At 73.3% G+C, this 17,335-nt stretch carries 10 protein-coding genes; 5 read left to right on the top strand and 5 right to left on the bottom strand.

Going from position 1 to position 17,335, the window contains the following annotated elements:
- Nucleotides 1-33 precede the first annotated feature (33 nt).
- On the top strand, nt 34-1,533 hold the full coding sequence (locus tag ACFWEE_RS15065; protein WP_386889261.1) for an alkaline phosphatase PhoX: 1,500 nt from the start codon (nt 34-36) through the stop codon (nt 1,531-1,533).
- Between the two features lie 61 nt (nt 1,534-1,594).
- Here the strand turns inward: ACFWEE_RS15065 and ACFWEE_RS15060 are convergent, their stop codons facing one another.
- From ACFWEE_RS15060 to ACFWEE_RS15050, 3 genes are all read right to left on the bottom strand, one after another.
- On the bottom strand, nt 1,595-4,960 hold the full coding sequence (locus ACFWEE_RS15060) for an ATP-binding protein (RefSeq protein ID WP_386889259.1): 3,366 nt from the start codon (nt 4,958-4,960) through the stop codon (nt 1,595-1,597).
- Between the two features lie 103 nt (nt 4,961-5,063).
- The gene (locus ACFWEE_RS15055; RefSeq protein ID WP_386889257.1) at nt 5,064-8,006 is read right to left on the bottom strand and encodes an FG-GAP repeat domain-containing protein; all 2,943 of its coding nucleotides are present in this window, start codon (nt 8,004-8,006) and stop codon (nt 5,064-5,066) included.
- Nucleotides 8,006-10,606 carry a S8 family serine peptidase gene (locus ACFWEE_RS15050; protein WP_386889255.1) on the bottom strand — a complete coding sequence of 867 codons (2,601 nt, stop codon included), beginning with the start codon at nt 10,604-10,606 and terminating at the stop codon, nt 8,006-8,008. The genes ACFWEE_RS15055 and ACFWEE_RS15050 overlap by 1 nt, the downstream gene beginning before the upstream one ends.
- A gap of 449 nt (nt 10,607-11,055) precedes the next feature.
- On the opposite strand from ACFWEE_RS15050, the gene ACFWEE_RS15045 reads away from it, so the two are divergent.
- Entirely contained in the window at nt 11,056-11,286 is a 231-nt protein-coding gene (locus tag ACFWEE_RS15045) for a hypothetical protein (RefSeq protein ID WP_266703095.1), read from the top strand.
- Nucleotides 11,287-11,449: 163 nt separating this feature from the next.
- On the opposite strand, the gene ACFWEE_RS15040 is transcribed toward ACFWEE_RS15045, so the two are convergent.
- Both ACFWEE_RS15040 and ACFWEE_RS15035 read right to left on the bottom strand, forming a co-directional pair.
- Nucleotides 11,450-12,706 (bottom strand): TerD family protein, encoded by a 1,257-nt coding sequence (locus ACFWEE_RS15040; RefSeq protein ID WP_386889253.1) that lies wholly within the window; start codon nt 12,704-12,706, stop codon nt 11,450-11,452.
- Nucleotides 12,707-12,854: 148 nt separating this feature from the next.
- On the bottom strand, nt 12,855-13,664 hold the full coding sequence (locus tag ACFWEE_RS15035) for an NAD-dependent epimerase/dehydratase family protein (RefSeq protein WP_386889376.1): 810 nt from the start codon (nt 13,662-13,664) through the stop codon (nt 12,855-12,857).
- A gap of 255 nt (nt 13,665-13,919) precedes the next feature.
- Here ACFWEE_RS15035 and ACFWEE_RS15030 point away from each other — a divergent pair, with 255 nt between their 5' ends.
- The 3 genes from ACFWEE_RS15030 (at nt 13,920) to ACFWEE_RS15020 (ending at nt 17,323) form a co-directional block, all read left to right on the top strand.
- Nucleotides 13,920-14,879, top strand: coding sequence for a 5-dehydro-4-deoxyglucarate dehydratase (locus ACFWEE_RS15030; protein ID WP_386889251.1), 960 nt, complete (start codon nt 13,920-13,922; stop codon nt 14,877-14,879).
- A complete protein-coding gene (locus tag ACFWEE_RS15025) occupies nt 14,876-16,072 on the top strand; it encodes a hypothetical protein (protein ID WP_386889249.1) in 1,197 nt (398 codons plus the stop codon). The genes ACFWEE_RS15030 and ACFWEE_RS15025 overlap by 4 nt, the downstream gene beginning before the upstream one ends.
- A 585-nt stretch (nt 16,073-16,657) precedes the next feature.
- Nucleotides 16,658-17,323: a GntR family transcriptional regulator gene (locus tag ACFWEE_RS15020; RefSeq protein WP_386889247.1), complete on the top strand. Its 666-nt coding sequence runs from the start codon at nt 16,658-16,660 to the stop codon at nt 17,321-17,323.
- Nucleotides 17,324-17,335: the final 12 nt, after the last annotated feature.

Below are 17,335 nucleotides of genomic sequence, written 5' to 3'. Positions count from 1 at the left end.
GCCAACGTCCCGGACACCGCACAGGAGCCCGTCATGTCGTTCACGCGCAGGGAATTCACCCGTCAGTCCGCCGTAGCCGGCGCCGGAATCGCCCTCACCGGGGTGGTCGGCACCCTGGCCACCGCGCCCGGTGCCCTCGCCGCGGAGCACGACGGCCACGGTCACGGCGACCACGACGGGCACGGCCACGGAGACCACGGCCACGGAGACCACGGCCACGAGGGCCACGGCCACTCCAAGGCGCCCGGCTACGGCCCGCTGATTGCCGACCCCAAGGGCATCCTGGCGCTGCCCGCCGGGTTCACGTACCGGATCGTCACCCACAGCGGTGTCACCAAGCTGGAGTCGGGCGAGACCACTCCCTCCAACCACGACGGCACCGCCGCCTTCGAGGGCCCGCGCGGCGTCACCCTCCTGGTCAACAACCACGAGCTCAGCGGGACGCGCGCCGACTGGCCGCGCGCCGTCCCGCTCGCCGAGGGCCTCGTCTACGACCCGGTCGCGGCCGGCGGCTGCACCGTCGTGGAGACCCGCCAGGGCGGCCACACCGCCGAGTGGGTCGGCATCGCCGGTACGTCCACCAACTGCGCGGGCGGCGCGACCCCGTGGGGCACCTGGCTGACCTGCGAGGAGACCGAGGACCGGGCGGGCAAGAACGGACTCCTCAAGGACCACGGCTACGTCTTCGAGGTCGACCCCTACGACAAGCGCGCCAACCGCGACCCGCGCCCGATCAAGGCCTTCGGCCGGTACGCCCACGAAGCCGTCGTCATCGACCCGCAGCGCGGCGACGCCTACCTCACCGAGGACGCGGCCACCCCGAACGGGCTGCTCTACCGCTGGGTCCCGCCGCAGGGCTTCAAGCACGGCCGAGGCAAGCTCCGCACGCTCGCCGACGACGCCGGCGTCCTCCAGGCCACCAAGTGCTTCGACAAGAGCGGCGCGTTCGTCGACGACCTGTCCCGCGCCACCAAGATCGGCACCGTGTACGGCGTCGACTGGGTCGACGTGCCGGACCGCGACGCCAGGACCGTCTCCGTGCGCAAGCAGTTCACCGACGCCGAGGTCACCCGCGCCCGCAAGCTCGAAGGCATGTGGTGGGGCGACGGCGGTGTCTACATCGTCTCCTCGTTCGCCCGCTCGGAGAGCCCCGTCCAGCACGACGGCCAGGTCTGGTTCTACGACCCCAAGCGCCGCACCCTCACCCTCAAGGTCCTCCTCGGCGTCAACGCCGACCCGTCGAAGGACGGCGCCTTCGACGGCCCGGACAACATCACCGTCTCGCCCTACGGCGGCCTGGTCATCGCCGAGGACGGCGAGGGCGTCCAGCACCTCTTCGGGGCGACCGACAGCGGCGCCACCTACCCCATCGCGCGCAACGAGCTGAACGAGGGCACGGCCGAGGCGCCCGCGTACAGCGAGTTCACCGGCGTGACCTTCTCGCCCGACGGCAAGACGCTCTTCGCCAACATCCAGACCCCCGGCATCATGCTCGCCATCACGGGGCCGTGGAAGCGCCAGCCGAACAAGTAGCCTCCCGTTCCCGGGGCCGGCCGGTGCCACACGCGCGGCACCGGCCAGGTGGGGGCCGACGTCACCCGGGCGTCGCCCCCCGCAGCAACGCCCGCGCCCGCTCGGTCCTGCGGGTCCCCGCCGGGTACGGCAGGGCCCTGGCCAGGGTCTCGGCGCGGGCCAGCTCCCTGGCGCCCTCCCGTTCCTGGGCGAGGGCGCCCTCCCGTTCCCGGGCGAGCCGGGAGAGGGCGGTGCCGAGGACGATCCGGGCCTCCACCTCGGCGAGGCGTTCCCCGGTGCGCTCGGACCGGGTCACCTCGGCGCGGGCGAGACGCGTCGCGCGCTCGGGGCGTCCCGACAGGAGTTCCGCCCAGGCCACCAGGGCCGGGGCGTCGCCGGGGTGGCCCTCCAGGGCGCGCAAAGCGTCCTCGGGGTGCCCCGCGCGCAGGGCGAATTCGGCCCGGGCGGTGCGCACCTCGTACGCGGCCTGGCGGTCGCCGAGAGCGTCGGCGGCAGCCCCGGCGCGGTCCAGCAGGGCGGTCGCCTCCGCCGGGTCGCCCAGGAACGCCCGCACGCGCGCCATCGTGGCCAGGGCGTAGGGGAGGCACCACGCCTCGTAGGCCTCCGCGCCCGCCACGGCCTGTTCGGCGAGGGCGCGGGCGGGTTCGGGTTCTTCGAGGAGCAGGCGGAGTTCGGCGAGGTTCCCGCGCTCGAAGGCGGCGGCCGTCGGATCGCCGGACTGCTTGGCCAGCCCGAGCGCGCGGGCGCCGATCTCGACGGCCTCGCGCAGCCGGCCGGCCCGCCGCGCGTTCTCCCGCAGCGTCGACAGGACCGTACCGAGCAGCGTCGGGTCCCCGTACGCCTCGGCCGGGGCCAGGGCCCGGTCGCCCGCCTCGCGTGCCTGGTCGAGGCGGCCGGCGAGGCCCAGGTTGGCGGCCCGCAGGCCGAACGCGCGGGCCGACAGGCCCTGTCCGCGGGTTCCCGGTACGTTCCGGGCGGCGGCCAGGGCGTCCAGGGCGGCCTCCGCCCCGGCCGCGTACAGCCCCTGGACGCAGCGGATGAGGGAGAGGGCGAGGAAGTGGCCGGCGGCCGGTTCCGGCGCGGTGTCCCCGGTCACCGGGTGGTCCCGCAGGGTCCGCAGGCCGGTGTCGGGGCCGCTCGTCTTGGCGAGCGTCTCGGCGAGCAGCGCCGCCGCGATGACCGCGTCGTCGTGGTCGCCGCGCCGCTCGAATTCGGCCAGGGCGAGCCGCACCGCGTCGGCGGCCTGCTCGAAGTGACCCATCCTGCGCAGGACATGGGCGTGCGCGAGGCGGGCGCGGGCCGCGTCGACGTCGAGGCGGGCCACCAGGTCGCGGTAGTAGCGGTCGGCGGCGTCGTTGGCGTACAGGGCGGCGGCCCGCTCGGCGGCCCGGCGCAGGTACTCGGCGGCGCGCGGATCGTCGGCGCGCGCGAAGTGGGAGGCGAGGGTGTCGACGGCGTCGGGCCGCCGCCGCTGGACCGCCTGCGCGAACGCGGCGTGCAGCTGCCTGCGGCGGACCACGGCCAACTGCTCGTAGCAGGTCAGCCGGACCAGCGGGTGGCGGAAGGCGAGCCCGGCCTCGGGCCGTCCGGCCACCACCACCTGCCGTTCCTCGACGAGCGAGGCGGCGATGGCGTGTTCCAGGGCGTCGGCCGCCGCCGCGCCGGACACCTGCGGATTCAGCCCGTGCTCGGCGACGTCGAGCAGTTCGGAGAGGGCCGCGTCACCGCCGGCCACCGAAAGCGCCTCGACCAAGCGGCGCGCGTCGGTGTCGAGCCGTTCGAGCCGGTCGGCCACCAGGTCCCGCACCCCTTCGGGGGCGTAGCCGACCCTGCCGCCGCGGGGCAGGTCGCGGGCGAGTTCGAGGGCGAACAGCGGGTTGCCGAGGGAGAGTTCCCACACCCGGTGGGCCCCGCCGCCGTCCGGCGCCCCGCCACCGGCGTCCCGTACCACAGCCAGGCACGCCTCCTTGTCCAGGCGCTCCAACTCCTCGCGCGCGCAGAGGCGCTGGCGCATCAGGGAGGCCACCACCGAGCGGCGCGCGTCCCCGTCGGGAAGCTCCTCCTCGCGGTAGGTCGCCAGGAAGCGCAGCGCCGTCCCCCGCTGCACCGCCCGCCGGGCCAGGTGGCCGAGGAGCTGGTACGAACCGGCGTCGGCGCTGTGCAGGTCGTCCAGCACCACCAGCACCGGGCGGACCGCCGCCAGATCACCGAGGAGCGCCGTGCTCGCCCGGAACAGCCGGTCCCGCTCCTCCTCCGGGCTGCGCTCGCCGGTCGTTCCCACCTGCCCCAACGACGGAAGGAACGCGGCGAGTTCGGGGTACTCGGCGCCGACCCGGGCCCGCTCGGCCGCGCTGTGCTCGGCGAGCCAGCCGTCGAGTGCCTCCGCGAACGCCCCGTACGGCGTGTGCCCCCCGGCGTCCTGGGCGCCGCCCCAGAGCACGGCCGTACCGGCCGCCGCGGCCCGCCGCGCCACCTCGCCGACCAGGCGCGTCTTTCCCACTCCCGCCTCACCGGTGAGGAGGGTGAGGGGCGGGCCGTCCGCCGCGAGGAGGCGGCCGAGCACCGCGTCGCGGCCCCGCAGCGGGGGTGCGGTCGCCGCCCGCAGCGGGGCCGGGAGCAGGGGAGTGGCGGGTACCGGCGCGGGGGCGGCGGCCAGCGCGGCCCGGTGCAGACGCTCCGTCTCCGGCCCCGGCCGCACCCCGAGTTCGGTGTCGAGCGCCTCGCGGCACACGTGGTACTGGTGCACGGCCCGGCGCCGCAGCCCCTGGCGCAGCCAGGCGTCGATGAGGATGCGGTGGGCCAGCTCCTCGGCGGGGCTGCCCACGAGGACCTGTTCGGCGACGGCCGCCGCGTCGGCCGCCGCGCCCCGTTCCAGGTGACGCCCGGCGAGCCGGAGCAGCAGTTGTTCGCGGAGCAGGGCGAGCCGTCCGCGCCGGTCGTCGGCCCAGCGCGCGTACCGGTCCTCCGGCAGCAGCTCGCCGGTGAACCGGCCGATCGCGGCGGCCAGTTCGTCGACCCCGCCGTCGGCGAGGGCGGTGCGGGCCGAGGATTCGGCCTCGTCGGCGTCGATCCACACGGTGGCCGGATCGAGATGGAGAAGGGCCCCGTCGGAGACCAGGTACGAGGAGCTGGCGCGCGGGGCGAGTTCGGGTTCCAGGGCGCGGCGGGCGGCGTGCAGGGCGACCCGCAGGCTTCCGGCGGCGGCCTTCGGACCGGCGTCGGGCCAGCAGACGGCGATGGCCTCCTCGCGGTGGAGGCGGTGCCCGGGGACGACGGCGAGCAGCTTCACCAGGGCGCGTGCACCGGGGCGCGGCCAGCGTTCCGCGAGCGGCGGACCCGCGTCACGACTGGCCCGAAAGCCGCCGAAAAGGTGCAGACGGAGCAGTGGGGCGGTGGGTTCCGTCCCGTTCGTCTGCTGTGCGTCCATCAGGGCGTCACTCTAACCGAGCACGCTGAGGACCCCCCGGGCGAGGCCGTGTCGGACACGGCCGGGGCCCAGGGGGTCCGGGTGAGCGGCGCGGGCGCGCCGGTCAGGACAGCTTGTAGGTGGTGACCTGGTGGATTCCGTTGTCGGTCAGGAAGTAGCCGCCGCCGAGCATGCCGGCCGTGCGGTCCAGGCCGGAGTCGTCGCCGTTGAGCGTCATCACCTCGTCGACGCCGTCGCCGTCCAGGTCACCCGCGAAGTAGTTGCGGGCGCCGTTGAGGGCGGGGATGCCCCCGACGGAGGGGGCCCAGCTGTCCTCGGAGTCCATGATGCTCGGATCCCACAGGTCCAGGCCGGCCTCCGAGCCGGCGACGAGGAGCGAACGCCCTCCGGGGCCGGTCATGAACCCGCCGCCGTACGACTGCGGCGTGACGCCCTGCTTCGTGTCGTCGCCGTCCGCCCGGAAGCGCCGGAACGAGGCCGTACCGCCCTCGAACAGCTCCCCGTCCTTGGCGAAGAAGCTGAAGTGCGTCCACAGACCGCCGCTGATCCAGGTGTGCAGCACCTCGCCGGTCCGGCCGTCGCGGATCTCGAAGAGGTTCTGCGTGCCGCTGCCGTCCACGCCGAAGTCGTACGGCGCGTCGAGCACCCACGCGTAGACGACCGCGTGACCGTCGGCGTACGGGATCTCCTTGGAGGCGAAGACGCCCTCGTTCAGCACGTTTCCGCGGATGCCGCTGAGGGCGACGGCCGGCGGTGTCGGGGCGACCGACCAGCGGGCCTTGCCGGTCTTCGCGTTCAGCGCGACGGCGTTCTCCGCCGGCGTGTCCAGGTCGAGCGAGTCGACGCTGGAGTAGGAGGCGTAGACCTTGCCGTCACCGGTCGACGGGTCCGCGAAGCGCACGTCGCCGGCGGCGGCGGGAGCCTTGTAGGTCCAGAGGGCGTGGCCGTCGCCGTAGTAGGCGCGCAGCGCGTCCGTCGGGACGAGGATGTCCAGCGCCCCGTCGCCGTCGAGGTCGGCCAGCCTCGCCGAGCGGACGTACTGTCCCGCGCCGTCGATGGTGGCGAGCGTCTTGCCGGTCTTCCCGTTGAGGACGACCGTCGCGGTGTCGGCCGCCACCACGATCTCGGGCTTGCCGTCGCCGTCGACGTCACCGATCTCGATGTCGTGGACCGTGCCGGGGACGGTGGCCCGCCACAGCTTCTCGGGCTTGGCGCCGCCCACCAGCGACGGGCCCGAGTAGGCCCAGACGCCGTTGGACGTACCGCCCATGACGAGGTCGTTCTTGCCGTCCTTGTTCAGGTCCGCGCTCTTGGCGTAGGCGATGTCGCCCTGCAGCGGGGTGACGTTCTCCGCCTTGCCGTTGCCCAGCCTGAAGGTGCGGATGTTCTGCGACTGGTCGACGACACGGACGTGGGTGCCCTGGGCGTCGCCGTACACATCCTGGTACATGGGCGCCGCGTCCGTGCCCTTCTCCTGCCACTTGACCGCGCCCTTGCCGGAGAACACGGTCAGCGACGCGTAGCGCTGGCCGCCCCGGTTGTTCGGCTCGAAGATCTCGCGGTCGTCCTGCGCGGACGTGACGAGCGAGCCGTCGGCCACCGTCAGGCCCCAGAAGCTGGGCGCGTCATGGCCGTTGGCGGCGTCCCGCTTGAGCGTGCTCGACCACAGGAGCTTGTCGGCGTCGTCGCCGGCCAGGACCCGGACCGTGCTGGCGTTCACGAAGAGGTTCTCGTCCAGCGAGGACTCGGCCACCGCGTACTCGTCGCCCGGCTTGGCCGTGAGGTCACCGACCGTCAGCGCCGTGGGCAGCACGTTCTCGCGGCTCGCCAGGGTGGATCGGGCGCCCGTCTTCAGGTCGTAGGCGGCGACCTCGTAACGGACCTCGTCCGTGGTGTCCGTCTGCTCGATGGCGACGAGCCGCTTGCGGCCGGCGTCCAGGCGCGTCTTGCGGCTGTAGAGCAGGCTGTCGGTCCGCCAGGTGACGGAGCCGTCGGCGGTGTTGATCACGGCGGTACGGCCCCGGGCGTCGACGCCCTCGTCCTTGGCGAGGTTCCAGGAGACGGCTACCTTGCCCTTGCCGAGGTCCTGGATGTCGCCCCAGTTCGCGGTCCGGGCTTCCCCCGTGTCGTACGTCCACGTCTGCGCCGGGGTCAGTTTCCCGCCCGCCGAGGTGAAGCGGATGCCGGTGAGGGTGGCCGTCGCCGCGGCCGGGACCTTCGCGTCGCCGCTCATCCGGGGGGCGTCGGCGATCATGAGGGTGCCGTCGACGATCTTGACCATGGAGGCGTAGTTGTACAGCTTCGACCAGACCGTGGCACCGGTGCTGCCGTCGAGGACCGTCACGAACGTGCCGCTGCTCAGGGCCGAACCCGGGGAGGTGAAGGCCCGCGGATAGGGGGTGGCACCGACCAGTGCCGAGAACACCAGGTCCGGGACGCCGTCGCCGGTCAGGTCACCGGTCGAGTAGCCGTTGTCGGAGTGCGGCGAGAACGGCGCGACCGCGTTGTAGCCCATGAGGATCTGCGGCGGGTACGGCTCGACCCGCCACACCTGGAGCGGCTTGACCTGCCAGTCGGTGAAGAACGAGCTGCTGGTGCGGGCCCACGTCTCGCTGCCGTCGGCGGCGTGGCGCTGCACGTTGCCCATGCTGTTGACGGAGAAGTAGTCGCCGTCCTCGCCGACCGGCACCGTCGCGCCCATGCCGCGCACGCCTTCCAGCGTGGACGTGGCGGTCATGGTGACCTTGGTGGTCGGGTCGACGTCGGTGGAGGCGGCGTCGAGCCCCGCTCCGGAGCCGCTGCCGGAACCGGAGTCCGTCGTGGCGGAGCCGTCGTCCGTGCGCGTGCCGGTGGTGTCCTCGGCCTTGACGTACGGGTCGAGGGTGACGTGGGCGGCCAGCGTCGTCGCCTCGGCGGCGGTCAGCTTCATCGCGGAGCCGGTGGAACTGTCGGCGGCGAGCGCCTGCGGGACGGCGGTCAGGCACAGTCCGGCGGCGACCAGACCCGAGGCGAGCGCCAGGGCCCGCCGTGAGGGCTGAGTTCTCATCACTTCGCTCCCTGCGTGAAGCGGACGGCGGTGCCGTCGGCGATCACGGACTGGTTGTAGGAGTACTGGAGGGCGTCGGTGCCCGCCTGGTTCGCGATGCCGACGGTGGCACCCGCGCCGTGGTCGGCGACCGACTTGTACTGCAGGGTCACGGCGCCGGTGGCCTCGTCGAAGAGGGCCTCGAAGGTGGCGCGGCCGGTGGTGCCGTCGGCGTAGGCGGCGTCGTTCCACACGACGGCGAAGGTGCGGCTGCCCTTGGTGCCGGTGGTGGCGGTCTGCACGGAGGACTTCTTGTCCAGCGTCAGGTCGTTCCACAGCGGGGCGACGATGCCCTTGACGCCGTTGGCTCCGGCGGTCGGCAGCGCGGTGTTGCCGTAGTCGCCGACGCGAGAGGAGACGAAGTTGATCAGACCGTCGGTGGTGACCGAGACGGAGGAGTAGGCGACGCCGTAGTGCTTCACCGAGAAGGGCAGCGCGACGGTGGCCGCGTCCTCGTCACCGGAGAGGGCGACCTTCTTCGAGCCCGCGACCCACGCGTACGCGGCCGGGGCGCAGGAGTTGCCGGACCTGTCGGTCCGGTTGGGAACCCGCACGTCCTCGGTCAGGTCGGCGGCGCCGACGGCGGCCGTACCGGCGAAGTCACCGTTGCAGAGGACCGGCGCGGCGGGCTTCACACTCAGGCCGTAGGAGCCTTCGGCGACCTTGGCGAAGCTGTACCTGCCCTTGGCGTTGGTCGTGACGGCGTCCAGCGGAGCACCGGCCAGCTGGACCTTCGCGCCGGCCAGGGCCTTGCCGGTGACGTCGAGGACGGTGCCGGAGACCTTGTGCGAGGGGACGGCGGTCAGCGCGACGTCCTGCGGGTAGACCTGGTTCTCGGTGAGCGTGACACCCGTGGTCGTGCCGGCCGCGTAGCCGTAGCCGCCGAAGGCGAAGGAGTACGTGGCGGGGGTCAGCTGGATGCGGTAGGTGCCGTCGGCTCCGGTGGTGACCGTGCGGACCGAGCCGGCCGCGTCGGTGGCCTTCACCGTGACGTTGGCCAGGGCCGCACCGGTCGCCTTGTCGGTGACCGTGCCGCTGACGGTGGCCGCGGTGTGCGGGGCGGCGTCGATGGAGGCGAGGATGTCGAGCTTGCCCTGTCCCCAGACGTTGTTCATGTCGGCGGTGCCGCCGCAGTGCGTGTCGTCGACGTCACGGGCGCCCTGGTTGAGCAGCGCGCGGGTGCCGTCGATGTCACCGATCAGCGAGGGGGCCGCCGACCACAGCAGCGCGACCGCGCCCGCGACGTGCGGGGTGGCCATCGAGGTGCCGTTCTCCGTGTTGTACGAGGAACCCGGCCACGTCGACTCGACGTTCACGCCCGGGGCCGAGATGTTCGGCTTGGCCGAACCGTCGACCAGCGAGGGGCCGAAGCCGGAGAAGGACGCGATCTTGCCGTTCGCGTCGTACGCGCCGACACCGTAGGCGGGCGCCTGCGAACCGGGGGCGTGCGCGGTGGAGCAGGTGGTCCCGTCGCCGTCGTTGCCGGCCGCGAACGCCTCGAAGATGCCGGCGGAGTTCCAGGCCTCGACGATGTCCTGGTAGAACGTCGTGTCGCCGCCGCCCCAGGAGTTGTTGACGATGTTCGGCGCCAGGTCCGGGCGAGGGTTCTGCCCGTTGTGGTCGGTCGGCGCGAGGATCCACTGGCCCGCGGCGAGCAGGTACTCGTCCGAACACTGGCTCGACTCGCAGCCCTTGGCGGCGATCCACTTGGCGTTCGGGGCGATGCCGATGCCGTTCTTGCCGACCATGGTGCCCATGGTGTGGGTGCCGTGACCGTTGTTGTCGCAAGGGGTGCCGTCGGCGGCGCAGTTCCCCGACGGGTCGTAGAAGTTGTAGTCGTGCGTGAACGTGCCGTCGCCGTTGTTTCCCCGGTACTGGGCCACCAGGTCGGGGTGGTCGAACTGCACGCCCGAGTCGACGCTCGCGATGACGATGCCCTCGCCGCGGTCGCCGTACTGGTTCCAGACGTCGTCGGCGTTGATGTCGGCCACGCCCCACTCGGGGGTGGTGTCACCGTTCGCGGAGGAGTCCGTGGCGCTCTTGGCCGACGAGCCCGCGGCCGAGGGGTTGGTGCGCGACGCGGTGATCCTCGCGTCGGACGTCTCCATGTCGTCGAGCCGGTAGTGCCGCTCCTGGACGATGCTCGCGACGTCCGAGCGCTTCGCCAGCCGATTGATCAGGTCCTGGTCACCGGTCACCTTGACGGTGTTGGCGATCCAGTAACCCTCGTGGCTCACCTTTTCCTTGTCGAGGAAGGAGTTGAGCGACTTCTGGCTGGACTCGGCGTGGGCGCGCAGCTCGCCGTAGGCCGCCTTGGCACGCGCCGCGTGGGACTTCTGCTTCTTGGCGGAGGACAGGTCCGCCTGGTCCTTCAGCGTGACGAAGAAGGTCGCGTCGCCGCCGCCGTCGACGGCGGCTCGCAGGGCGGAGTCGACCTTCGGGGACGGGGACGGTGCGCCGCCGGCCGCCGCGGCCGGTGGGACGGTCAGCAGACCCGCGGCGGTGAGCGCGGCGGCCACCAGCGCGGCGGATCTGCGCCGGGACGATCGGGGCAGGTGCATCGGGGGTGCTCCTCCAGGGACGGTACGGGGGAGCCCGGACGTTAGGCAGAGGCCGTTACTCGGGCATTACAGCCCGCGTGGCGTCCGGCGGAGGACGGGGCGATGCGCGCGGCGACGCACGGCGCGCGGAGCCGGGCCGGGGCACGGTGTCCGGCCGGCCGGGTGGAGGCAGCCCGTCGGCCGCGCTGCGGATCGGGCACGCCGGGCCGGCCGCATTGCGGATCGGGCGCAGGTCGCCTCCGCGTCCCGCCTGGGTACCCGCGGGACGCGGGCGAACCGCCACACCTTCGGGGGTCTTTCGGGCCCGGCGACCCCGGCGTCCGCGCCGTCCGGAGCGCTTCGCGGCGGCTACCGGCCCTGGTCGCGGGCGCATCACGAATGCGGCACTACTGGGCCGAGGGCGGGAACGGGCATAGCGCCGGGCGTCCGGGTGGCGCATACTCAAGGTAATGAAACAGTCAGCCGGATCCCGGCGCCACCTGCCTTCCAGTCCCTTCAACCGCCCGGCCCAGGCGGCCCCACCGGTCGAATGCTTCGACGTGGGCGACCGGGTGTCGCACGACCAGTTCGGCCTCGGGCGGGTTCTCGCTGTCGAGGGCGACAACGACGCAGTCCTGATCGACTTCGCCGGGCGTCAGGGGAGGATCCTCAGCCCGTACTCCAAGCTGACCAAGCTCTGAGAGCGCCGAGGACGTGTCGGACGGACATGTCCACGGGCACCAGCGGCCGTCCGCCGGAGGACATCCGGAACCGGGGCACCTGAGGGACACCAGGTGCCCCGGAAGCCTTTCCGGGGCCCTTCCCGCCGTCCGCGGGACAGCGGACGGCTCGGGGCCGTACGGCCTACAGTGCCGCGGCTGCGGGCTTCACCATGCCGCGTACGGTGCGTGACTTCACGTACTCGCCCATGGCGGTCATCTCCCACTCGCCGGTGAACTGCTTGATCAGCTTGGCCATCATCACGCCGGTCTGCGGCTCCGTGCTGCTCAGGTCGAAGCGGACCAGCTCCTCGCCGGTGGCCGCGTCGAGCAGGCGGCAGTAAGCCTTCGCCACCTCGGTGAACTTCTGGCCGGTGAAGGAGTTCACCGTGAAGACGAGACCGGTGGCCTCCGCGGGGATGCGGCCGAGGTCCACGACGATCACCTCGTCGTCCCCCGCGCCCTCGCCGGTGAGGTTGTCGCCCGAGTGCTTGATCGCGCCGTTGAGGATGGACAGCTTGCCGAAGTAGCAGCTGTCCAGGTGCTTGCGGTCGGGGCCGTAGGCGATCACCGAGGCGTCCAGGTCGATGTCCTTGCCCCGGAACGCGGGTTCCCAGCCGAGGCCCATCTTGACCCGCGAGAGCAGCGGACGGCCGCCCTTGACGAGCGAGACCGTCTGGTTCTTCTGGAGGCTGACCCGGCCCTTGTCGAGGTTGATCTTCCCGGAGGACGGGGGCGCGGCGGCCGGGGGAGCGGGAGGCATCGGCGGCATCGGCGGCGCGATCCTCGGGTCCACGGGCGCGGTCTGCGGGTACGCCTGCCCGGCCTGCGGGTACGCCTGCGGGGCCGGGGGAGCGGGCTGGGCGGCGGGGGCCGGGGGAGCGGCCTGTGCGGCGGGCTCCTCCTCCACCGTCACGCCGAAGTCCGTGGCGATGCCCGCCAGGCCGTTGGCGTATCCCTGGCCGACCGCGCGGGCCTTCCAGGCGCCCTGGCGGCGGTAGATCTCGATGACCACGAGCGCCGTCTCGGTGCCCAGGCGCGGCGGGGTGAAGGTCGCGAGGGCGCTGCCGCTGTCGGCGTCGCGCACGGTGGCGGTGGGCTCGATGCCGTGGAACGTCTGGCCCGCCGCGTCGGGGCTCGCGGTGACGACGATCTTCTCGATCCCGGGCGGCACCGCCGCGGTGTCCACCACGATCGAGTCCGGTGCCGTGCCGCCGCCGGAGCGGTAGGTCACTCCGGGGCCCGAGGGCTGGTTGTAGAAGATGAAGTCGTCGTCGGAGCGGACCTTGCCGTCGGCGGTGAGCAGCAGGCCCGAGACGTCGAGCCGCACCGGGGCGGCGACGTCCACCGCCACGCGGACGGCGGAGAGAGGGATGTTCGAGCCGGGGGTCATTGCGGTCATGACCGGGGTAACGAACGACCCGGCTTTGCCGTTCCCTTACCTTCCGTCCCTTCCGTGCCCTTCCGGAACGGTACCCGTCCGGGCGAGCGCGCCGGAGGGGACCGCACGCCCCTCTCCGGCCGGCCCCGGCGCTCCTTCGGGCCCCGGTTCAGTACGGCCAGATCGGCGGGTCGGTGACGAAGGGTCCGCCGACGTGCGTCTGGGCCGGGTCGGCCGGGTCCAGCTCGCCGAACTCGGCGACGAGCTTCTCCGCGAACCGTTCCGAGTCGTCCTGGGGCTCGTACCCGAGCGCGCGGGCGGTCGACAGGTCCCACCACAGGCGGGTGTTGGCGGAGGAGCCGTAGACCACGGTGTGGGCGACGTCCGGGGCGGTGAGCGCCGCGTGGAAGAGGCGGGCGCCGTCCTCGGGGCTCATCCAGACCGAGAGCATCCGCACCGAGGTCGGCTCGCGGAAGCAGGAGCCGATGCGGACCGAGACGGTCTCGATGCCGTGCTTGTCCTGGTAGAGCTGGGCCAGGTCCTCGCCGAAGGACTTGGAGAGGCCGTAGAAGGTGTCGGGGCGCCGCGGCGTGTCGATGGGGACGAGCGGTTCCCCGGCGGCCGGGGCGGGGGTCCAGCCGATCGCGTGGTTGGAGGAGGCGAACACGATCCGGCGCACGCCCTCCTCGCGGGCCGCCTCGTAGAGGTTGTACGTGCCCTCGATGTTGGCGCGCAGGATCTTGTCGAAGGAGGCTTCCAGCGAGATGCCGGCGAGGTGGATGATCGCGTCGACGCCGCGTACCGCCTCGCGCAGCGCCTCCCGGTCGGCCAGGTCGGCGACGATCGCGCCGGGCTCGCCCTCGACCGGCACGAGGTCGAGGAGGCGCAGCTCGTATCCGTACGCCGGGAGCAGGTCGCGCATCAGCGTGCCGAGACCGCCGGCGGCTCCGGTGAGCAGAATCGTGCGGGGAGCGGGCAAACCGGGCACTGGGCCTCCTCGGCGCGGCGGGTGGTGCACCGCAACACGCCAGATTCATGGACGACATTCACATGCGTGGACAACGTAGGGACGGGTGGCGCGCCTCGTCAAGGGGTGGGGGGCGCGTCGAACTCGCTTCGCCCATCGTGGTTTCCGCCTTGACCGGCCCCCCGGCGCTGCCCTAGCGTGACGTCGTTCATGCATATGGACATCAATCAGAATTGTGTACGCCCGGAACTCGCTCAGGGAGCGCCCGTGACCTCAGCCCCCCTCGCCGCCCGGCTCACCGCAGTCGCCGGGCCGCTCTTCTTCCCCGTCACCGCGTACGGCCCGGACGGGGACGTGGACCTCGCCACCTTCCGCCGCCACGTCCGGGCGGGCATCGACGCCGGTGCGGCGGCGGTCTTCGCCTGCTGCGGCACCGGTGAGTTCCACGCGCTGACACCCGCCGAGTTCGGGCGGGTCGTCGCCGCGGCGGTCGAGGAGACCGCCGGACAGGTACCCGTCGTCGCCGGGGCCGGATACGGCACCGCGCTGGCGGTGGAGTACGCCAGGATCGCCGAGGCGGCCGGTGCGGACGGGCTCCTCGCCATGCCCCCGTACCTCGTCGTCGCCGACCAGCGGGGGCTGCTCGCGCACTACACCGCGCTCGCCGCGGCGACCGGCCTGGAGACGATCGTCTACCAGCGCGACAACGCCGTCTTCACCCCCGAGACCGTCGTCGCCCTGGCCCGCACGCCCGGCATCATCGGCCTCAAGGACGGGGTCGGTGACCTGGACCTGATGCAGCGCATCGTCTCCGCCGTCCGCACCGCGCTGCCCGGCGGCGACTTCCTGTACTTCAACGGGCTGCCCACCGCCGAACTCACCGGGCTCGCCTACCGGGGCATCGGCGTCACGCTCTACTCCTCCGCCGTCTTCGCCTTCGCCCCCGACGTCGCGCTCGCCTTCTACCGCGCGCTCGAGTCGGGCGACGACGCGTTCGCCGACGCCCTGCTGGACCGGTTCTACCGGCCGCTGGTCGAACTGCGCGCCAAGGGGCGCGGCTACGCCGTCTCCCTGGTCAAGGCCGCCGTACGGCTCCAGGGCCTCGACGTCGGCGAGGTGCGCACCCCGCTCACCGAACCGCCCGCCGCGCACGTCAAGGAACTCGCCCAGATCATCGACGACGGCCGGGCCCTGCTGGCGGAGCGCGCCGTGGGGGGCGGGGCGTGAAGTCCTCGGTCTTCCTCTACCCCTGGGACGTCGTCGGCGACCCGGACGCCGCCGCCCGCATCGCGGGACTCGGCGTCCAGCAGGTGACCCTCGCCTCGGCGTACCACTCCACCCGGGCGCTCACCCCGCGTCACCCCGCGACCCGGATCGTCACCGCCTCGCACGCGGCGGTGCTCTACCCGCCGGACGAGAAGCGGTGGGCGGGACGGGAGTTGGCGCCGCGAAGGCAGAACTGGACCCCGGGTGAGGACCCTTGGGCCGTTGCCGCCGAAGCGCTCGCCGACGCCGGTCTGCAGGTGCACAGCTGGGTCGTCCTCGCGCACAACTCCCGCCTCGGCGAGGAGTTCCCCGGGACGTCCGTGGTCAACGCCTACGGGGACCGCTATCCGTGGGCCCCGTGCATCGCCCGGCCCGAGGTCCGCGCCCTCCTCGTGGACCTGGCCGCCGAGGCGGCCACCCGCCCCGGCGCGCGCGGCACCGAACTGGAGTCGTGCGGCTGGTACGGCTTCGCGCACCTGCACGGCCACGACAAGGTCCAGGGGGTGGCGCTCGGTGAGGCGGCCCAGTACCTGATGTCGCTCTGCTTCTGCGCGGAGTGCGCCGCCGGGTACGCCCGGCACGGGCTCGATCCGGACGGGCTGCGCGCCGCCGCGCGCCGCGCGCTGGAGCCCGTGTGGACGGGGGCCGAGCCCGCCGCCGGCTGGGCGGGGGTGGAGGAACTGCTCGGCGCCGGAACGGCGGCGGCCACCCTCGGCTGGCGCCGCGAGGTCGCCCACGGCCTCCAGGAGGCCGCCGTCGCAGCCGTACGGGAGTCAGCCGCCGGGGCCGCGGACGGGGCGGACTTCCAGGTCCTGCTGCACGCGGACCCCGCGTTCCACCGGACCGGCGCCAACGTCGGCGTCGACCCCGGGCACATCCTCTCCGTCGCGGACGGCGTGGTGCTGCCGTGCACCGGGGGCGAGGCCGCCCGCGAGGCGGTCCTCGGGCCGTTCGCGGACCACCGGGGCGTGCTCGCCGCCAACTTCGGCGTGGTCTCCGGCATGGGCGGCAGCCCCGCCACGCTGGAGCGCGACGCCGCCCACGCCGCGTCCCTGGGCGCCACCGAACTCCGGCTCTACCACGCCGGACTGGCCTCCGACGCCGACCTCGCGGCCGTCTCCGGCGCGCTGGAACGCATCACCGGACAGCCGTAGGAGCAGCGGCACGGGCCGGATGAACCCTACGGGCCGTGTGAACCGCACGAGCCGGATGAACCGCACGGGCCGCATAGGACGACGCCCGCCGGGGCATGAGACGGCCCGTACCGGATTCCGGTACGGGCCGCACCGGCCGCCCCGACACGACGACCGGCGGGAGACCTGACCTCCCGCCGGTCGTCGGCATGCCCGCGTCCAGGGACACGCGTCCCGTACGCCCGGACCGCGAGCGGCGGTTGAAGCCGCCCGGACCGTCGCTCCGACGCCGACCGCCGCCGCCCCCGCCGCCGCACCGGCCGCCGTCCCACCGCCCGCTCCGGCAGCCCTTCCGTCGCCGCTCCGGCGCCCGCCCACCGCCGCTCCGGCACGCGCCCCGGCGCCCGTCCCGACCTGCGCCGCGGCCTCCCGAGGATCACGTCCAGGCCGGCCGCCGGTGTCCGGCACACGGCAGCGCGTCCGAGAAGTCGAGCCAACTTCTTCTGTCCGAAGCGTTGACGAAACATTCGCGCCCGCTCTAGCTTCATCGCGTCGTACTTCGTACGTCATATATGAGACGCGATACGCGAGATGCGAGAGCCCTTCATGACGTTTGCGCCCACCCCGATCCCGTCCAGGACGCAGTTCGTGCTGGAGGCGATCAAGCACGCGATCCTGACGGCCCGGCTCCAGCCGGGGCAGGCGCTCGTGGAGACCGAACTCGCCGCGCGCTTCGGGGTGTCGAAGACGCCGGTGCGCGAGGCGCTGAAGACGCTCGCCGGTACCGGTCTGGTGGTCATGAGCCAGTACAAGGGCGCCACCGTCCGGCTCGTGGACGCCGGGATGGCACGCGAGGTCTACGACGTACGGCTGCTCCTCGAACCGGAGGCGCTGCGCCGCACGATCACCTGCGGAGCCTCCCTCGACGCGGCCCAAGACGCTCTGGAACGCGCCGACTCGGCGCCCGACAAGGCCGAACGCTCCCTCGCCAACCGGGACTTCCACCGCGCCCTGTACCTCCCGTGCGGCAACCCGCTGCTGGGCCGGATGCTCGACGAGGTCCGCGACCAGGCGGCGCTCGTCTCCACCGTGGCCTGGGCGGCCGATCCGTCCTGGGAGCGCGAGGCGGCCGAGCACCGGGAGATCCTGCGGCTCGCGCTGGCGGCCGACGCGGCCGGGGCCGCCGCCGCCCTCCACGACCACATCGCGTCCTTCGTGCGCCGCGCCTTCCCCGACGGCACCGTCGCCGCGGACGAGGGTGGTCAGGCGTGAACCACATCGACG

The sequence above is a fragment of the Streptomyces sp. NPDC060184 genome (assembly GCF_042728795.1).
GTDB lineage: Bacteria > Actinomycetota > Actinomycetes > Streptomycetales > Streptomycetaceae > Streptomyces.
The sequence above is the reverse complement of the archived record's forward strand: the minus strand, read 5'-3'. Positions and strand labels throughout refer to the sequence as shown.

What these genes read in the sequence shown, in the direction of transcription:
- ACFWEE_RS15045 (WP_266703095.1), top strand. Translation starts at nt 11,056, where the DNA reads ATGAAACAGTCAGCCGGATCCCGGCGCCACCTGCCTTCCAGTCCCTTC.
- ACFWEE_RS15065 (WP_386889261.1), top strand. Translation starts at nt 34, where the DNA reads ATGTCGTTCACGCGCAGGGAATTCACCCGTCAGTCCGCCGTAGCCGGC.
- ACFWEE_RS15050 (WP_386889255.1), bottom strand. Translation starts at nt 10,606, where the DNA reads ATGCACCTGCCCCGATCGTCCCGGCGCAGATCCGCCGCGCTGGTGGCC.
- ACFWEE_RS15060 (WP_386889259.1), bottom strand. Translation starts at nt 4,960, where the DNA reads ATGGACGCACAGCAGACGAACGGGACGGAACCCACCGCCCCACTGCTC.
- ACFWEE_RS15020 (WP_386889247.1), top strand. Translation starts at nt 16,658, where the DNA reads ATGACGTTTGCGCCCACCCCGATCCCGTCCAGGACGCAGTTCGTGCTG.
- ACFWEE_RS15055 (WP_386889257.1), bottom strand. Translation starts at nt 8,006, where the DNA reads ATGAGAACTCAGCCCTCACGGCGGGCCCTGGCGCTCGCCTCGGGTCTG.
- ACFWEE_RS15040 (WP_386889253.1), bottom strand. Translation starts at nt 12,706, where the DNA reads ATGACCGCAATGACCCCCGGCTCGAACATCCCTCTCTCCGCCGTCCGC.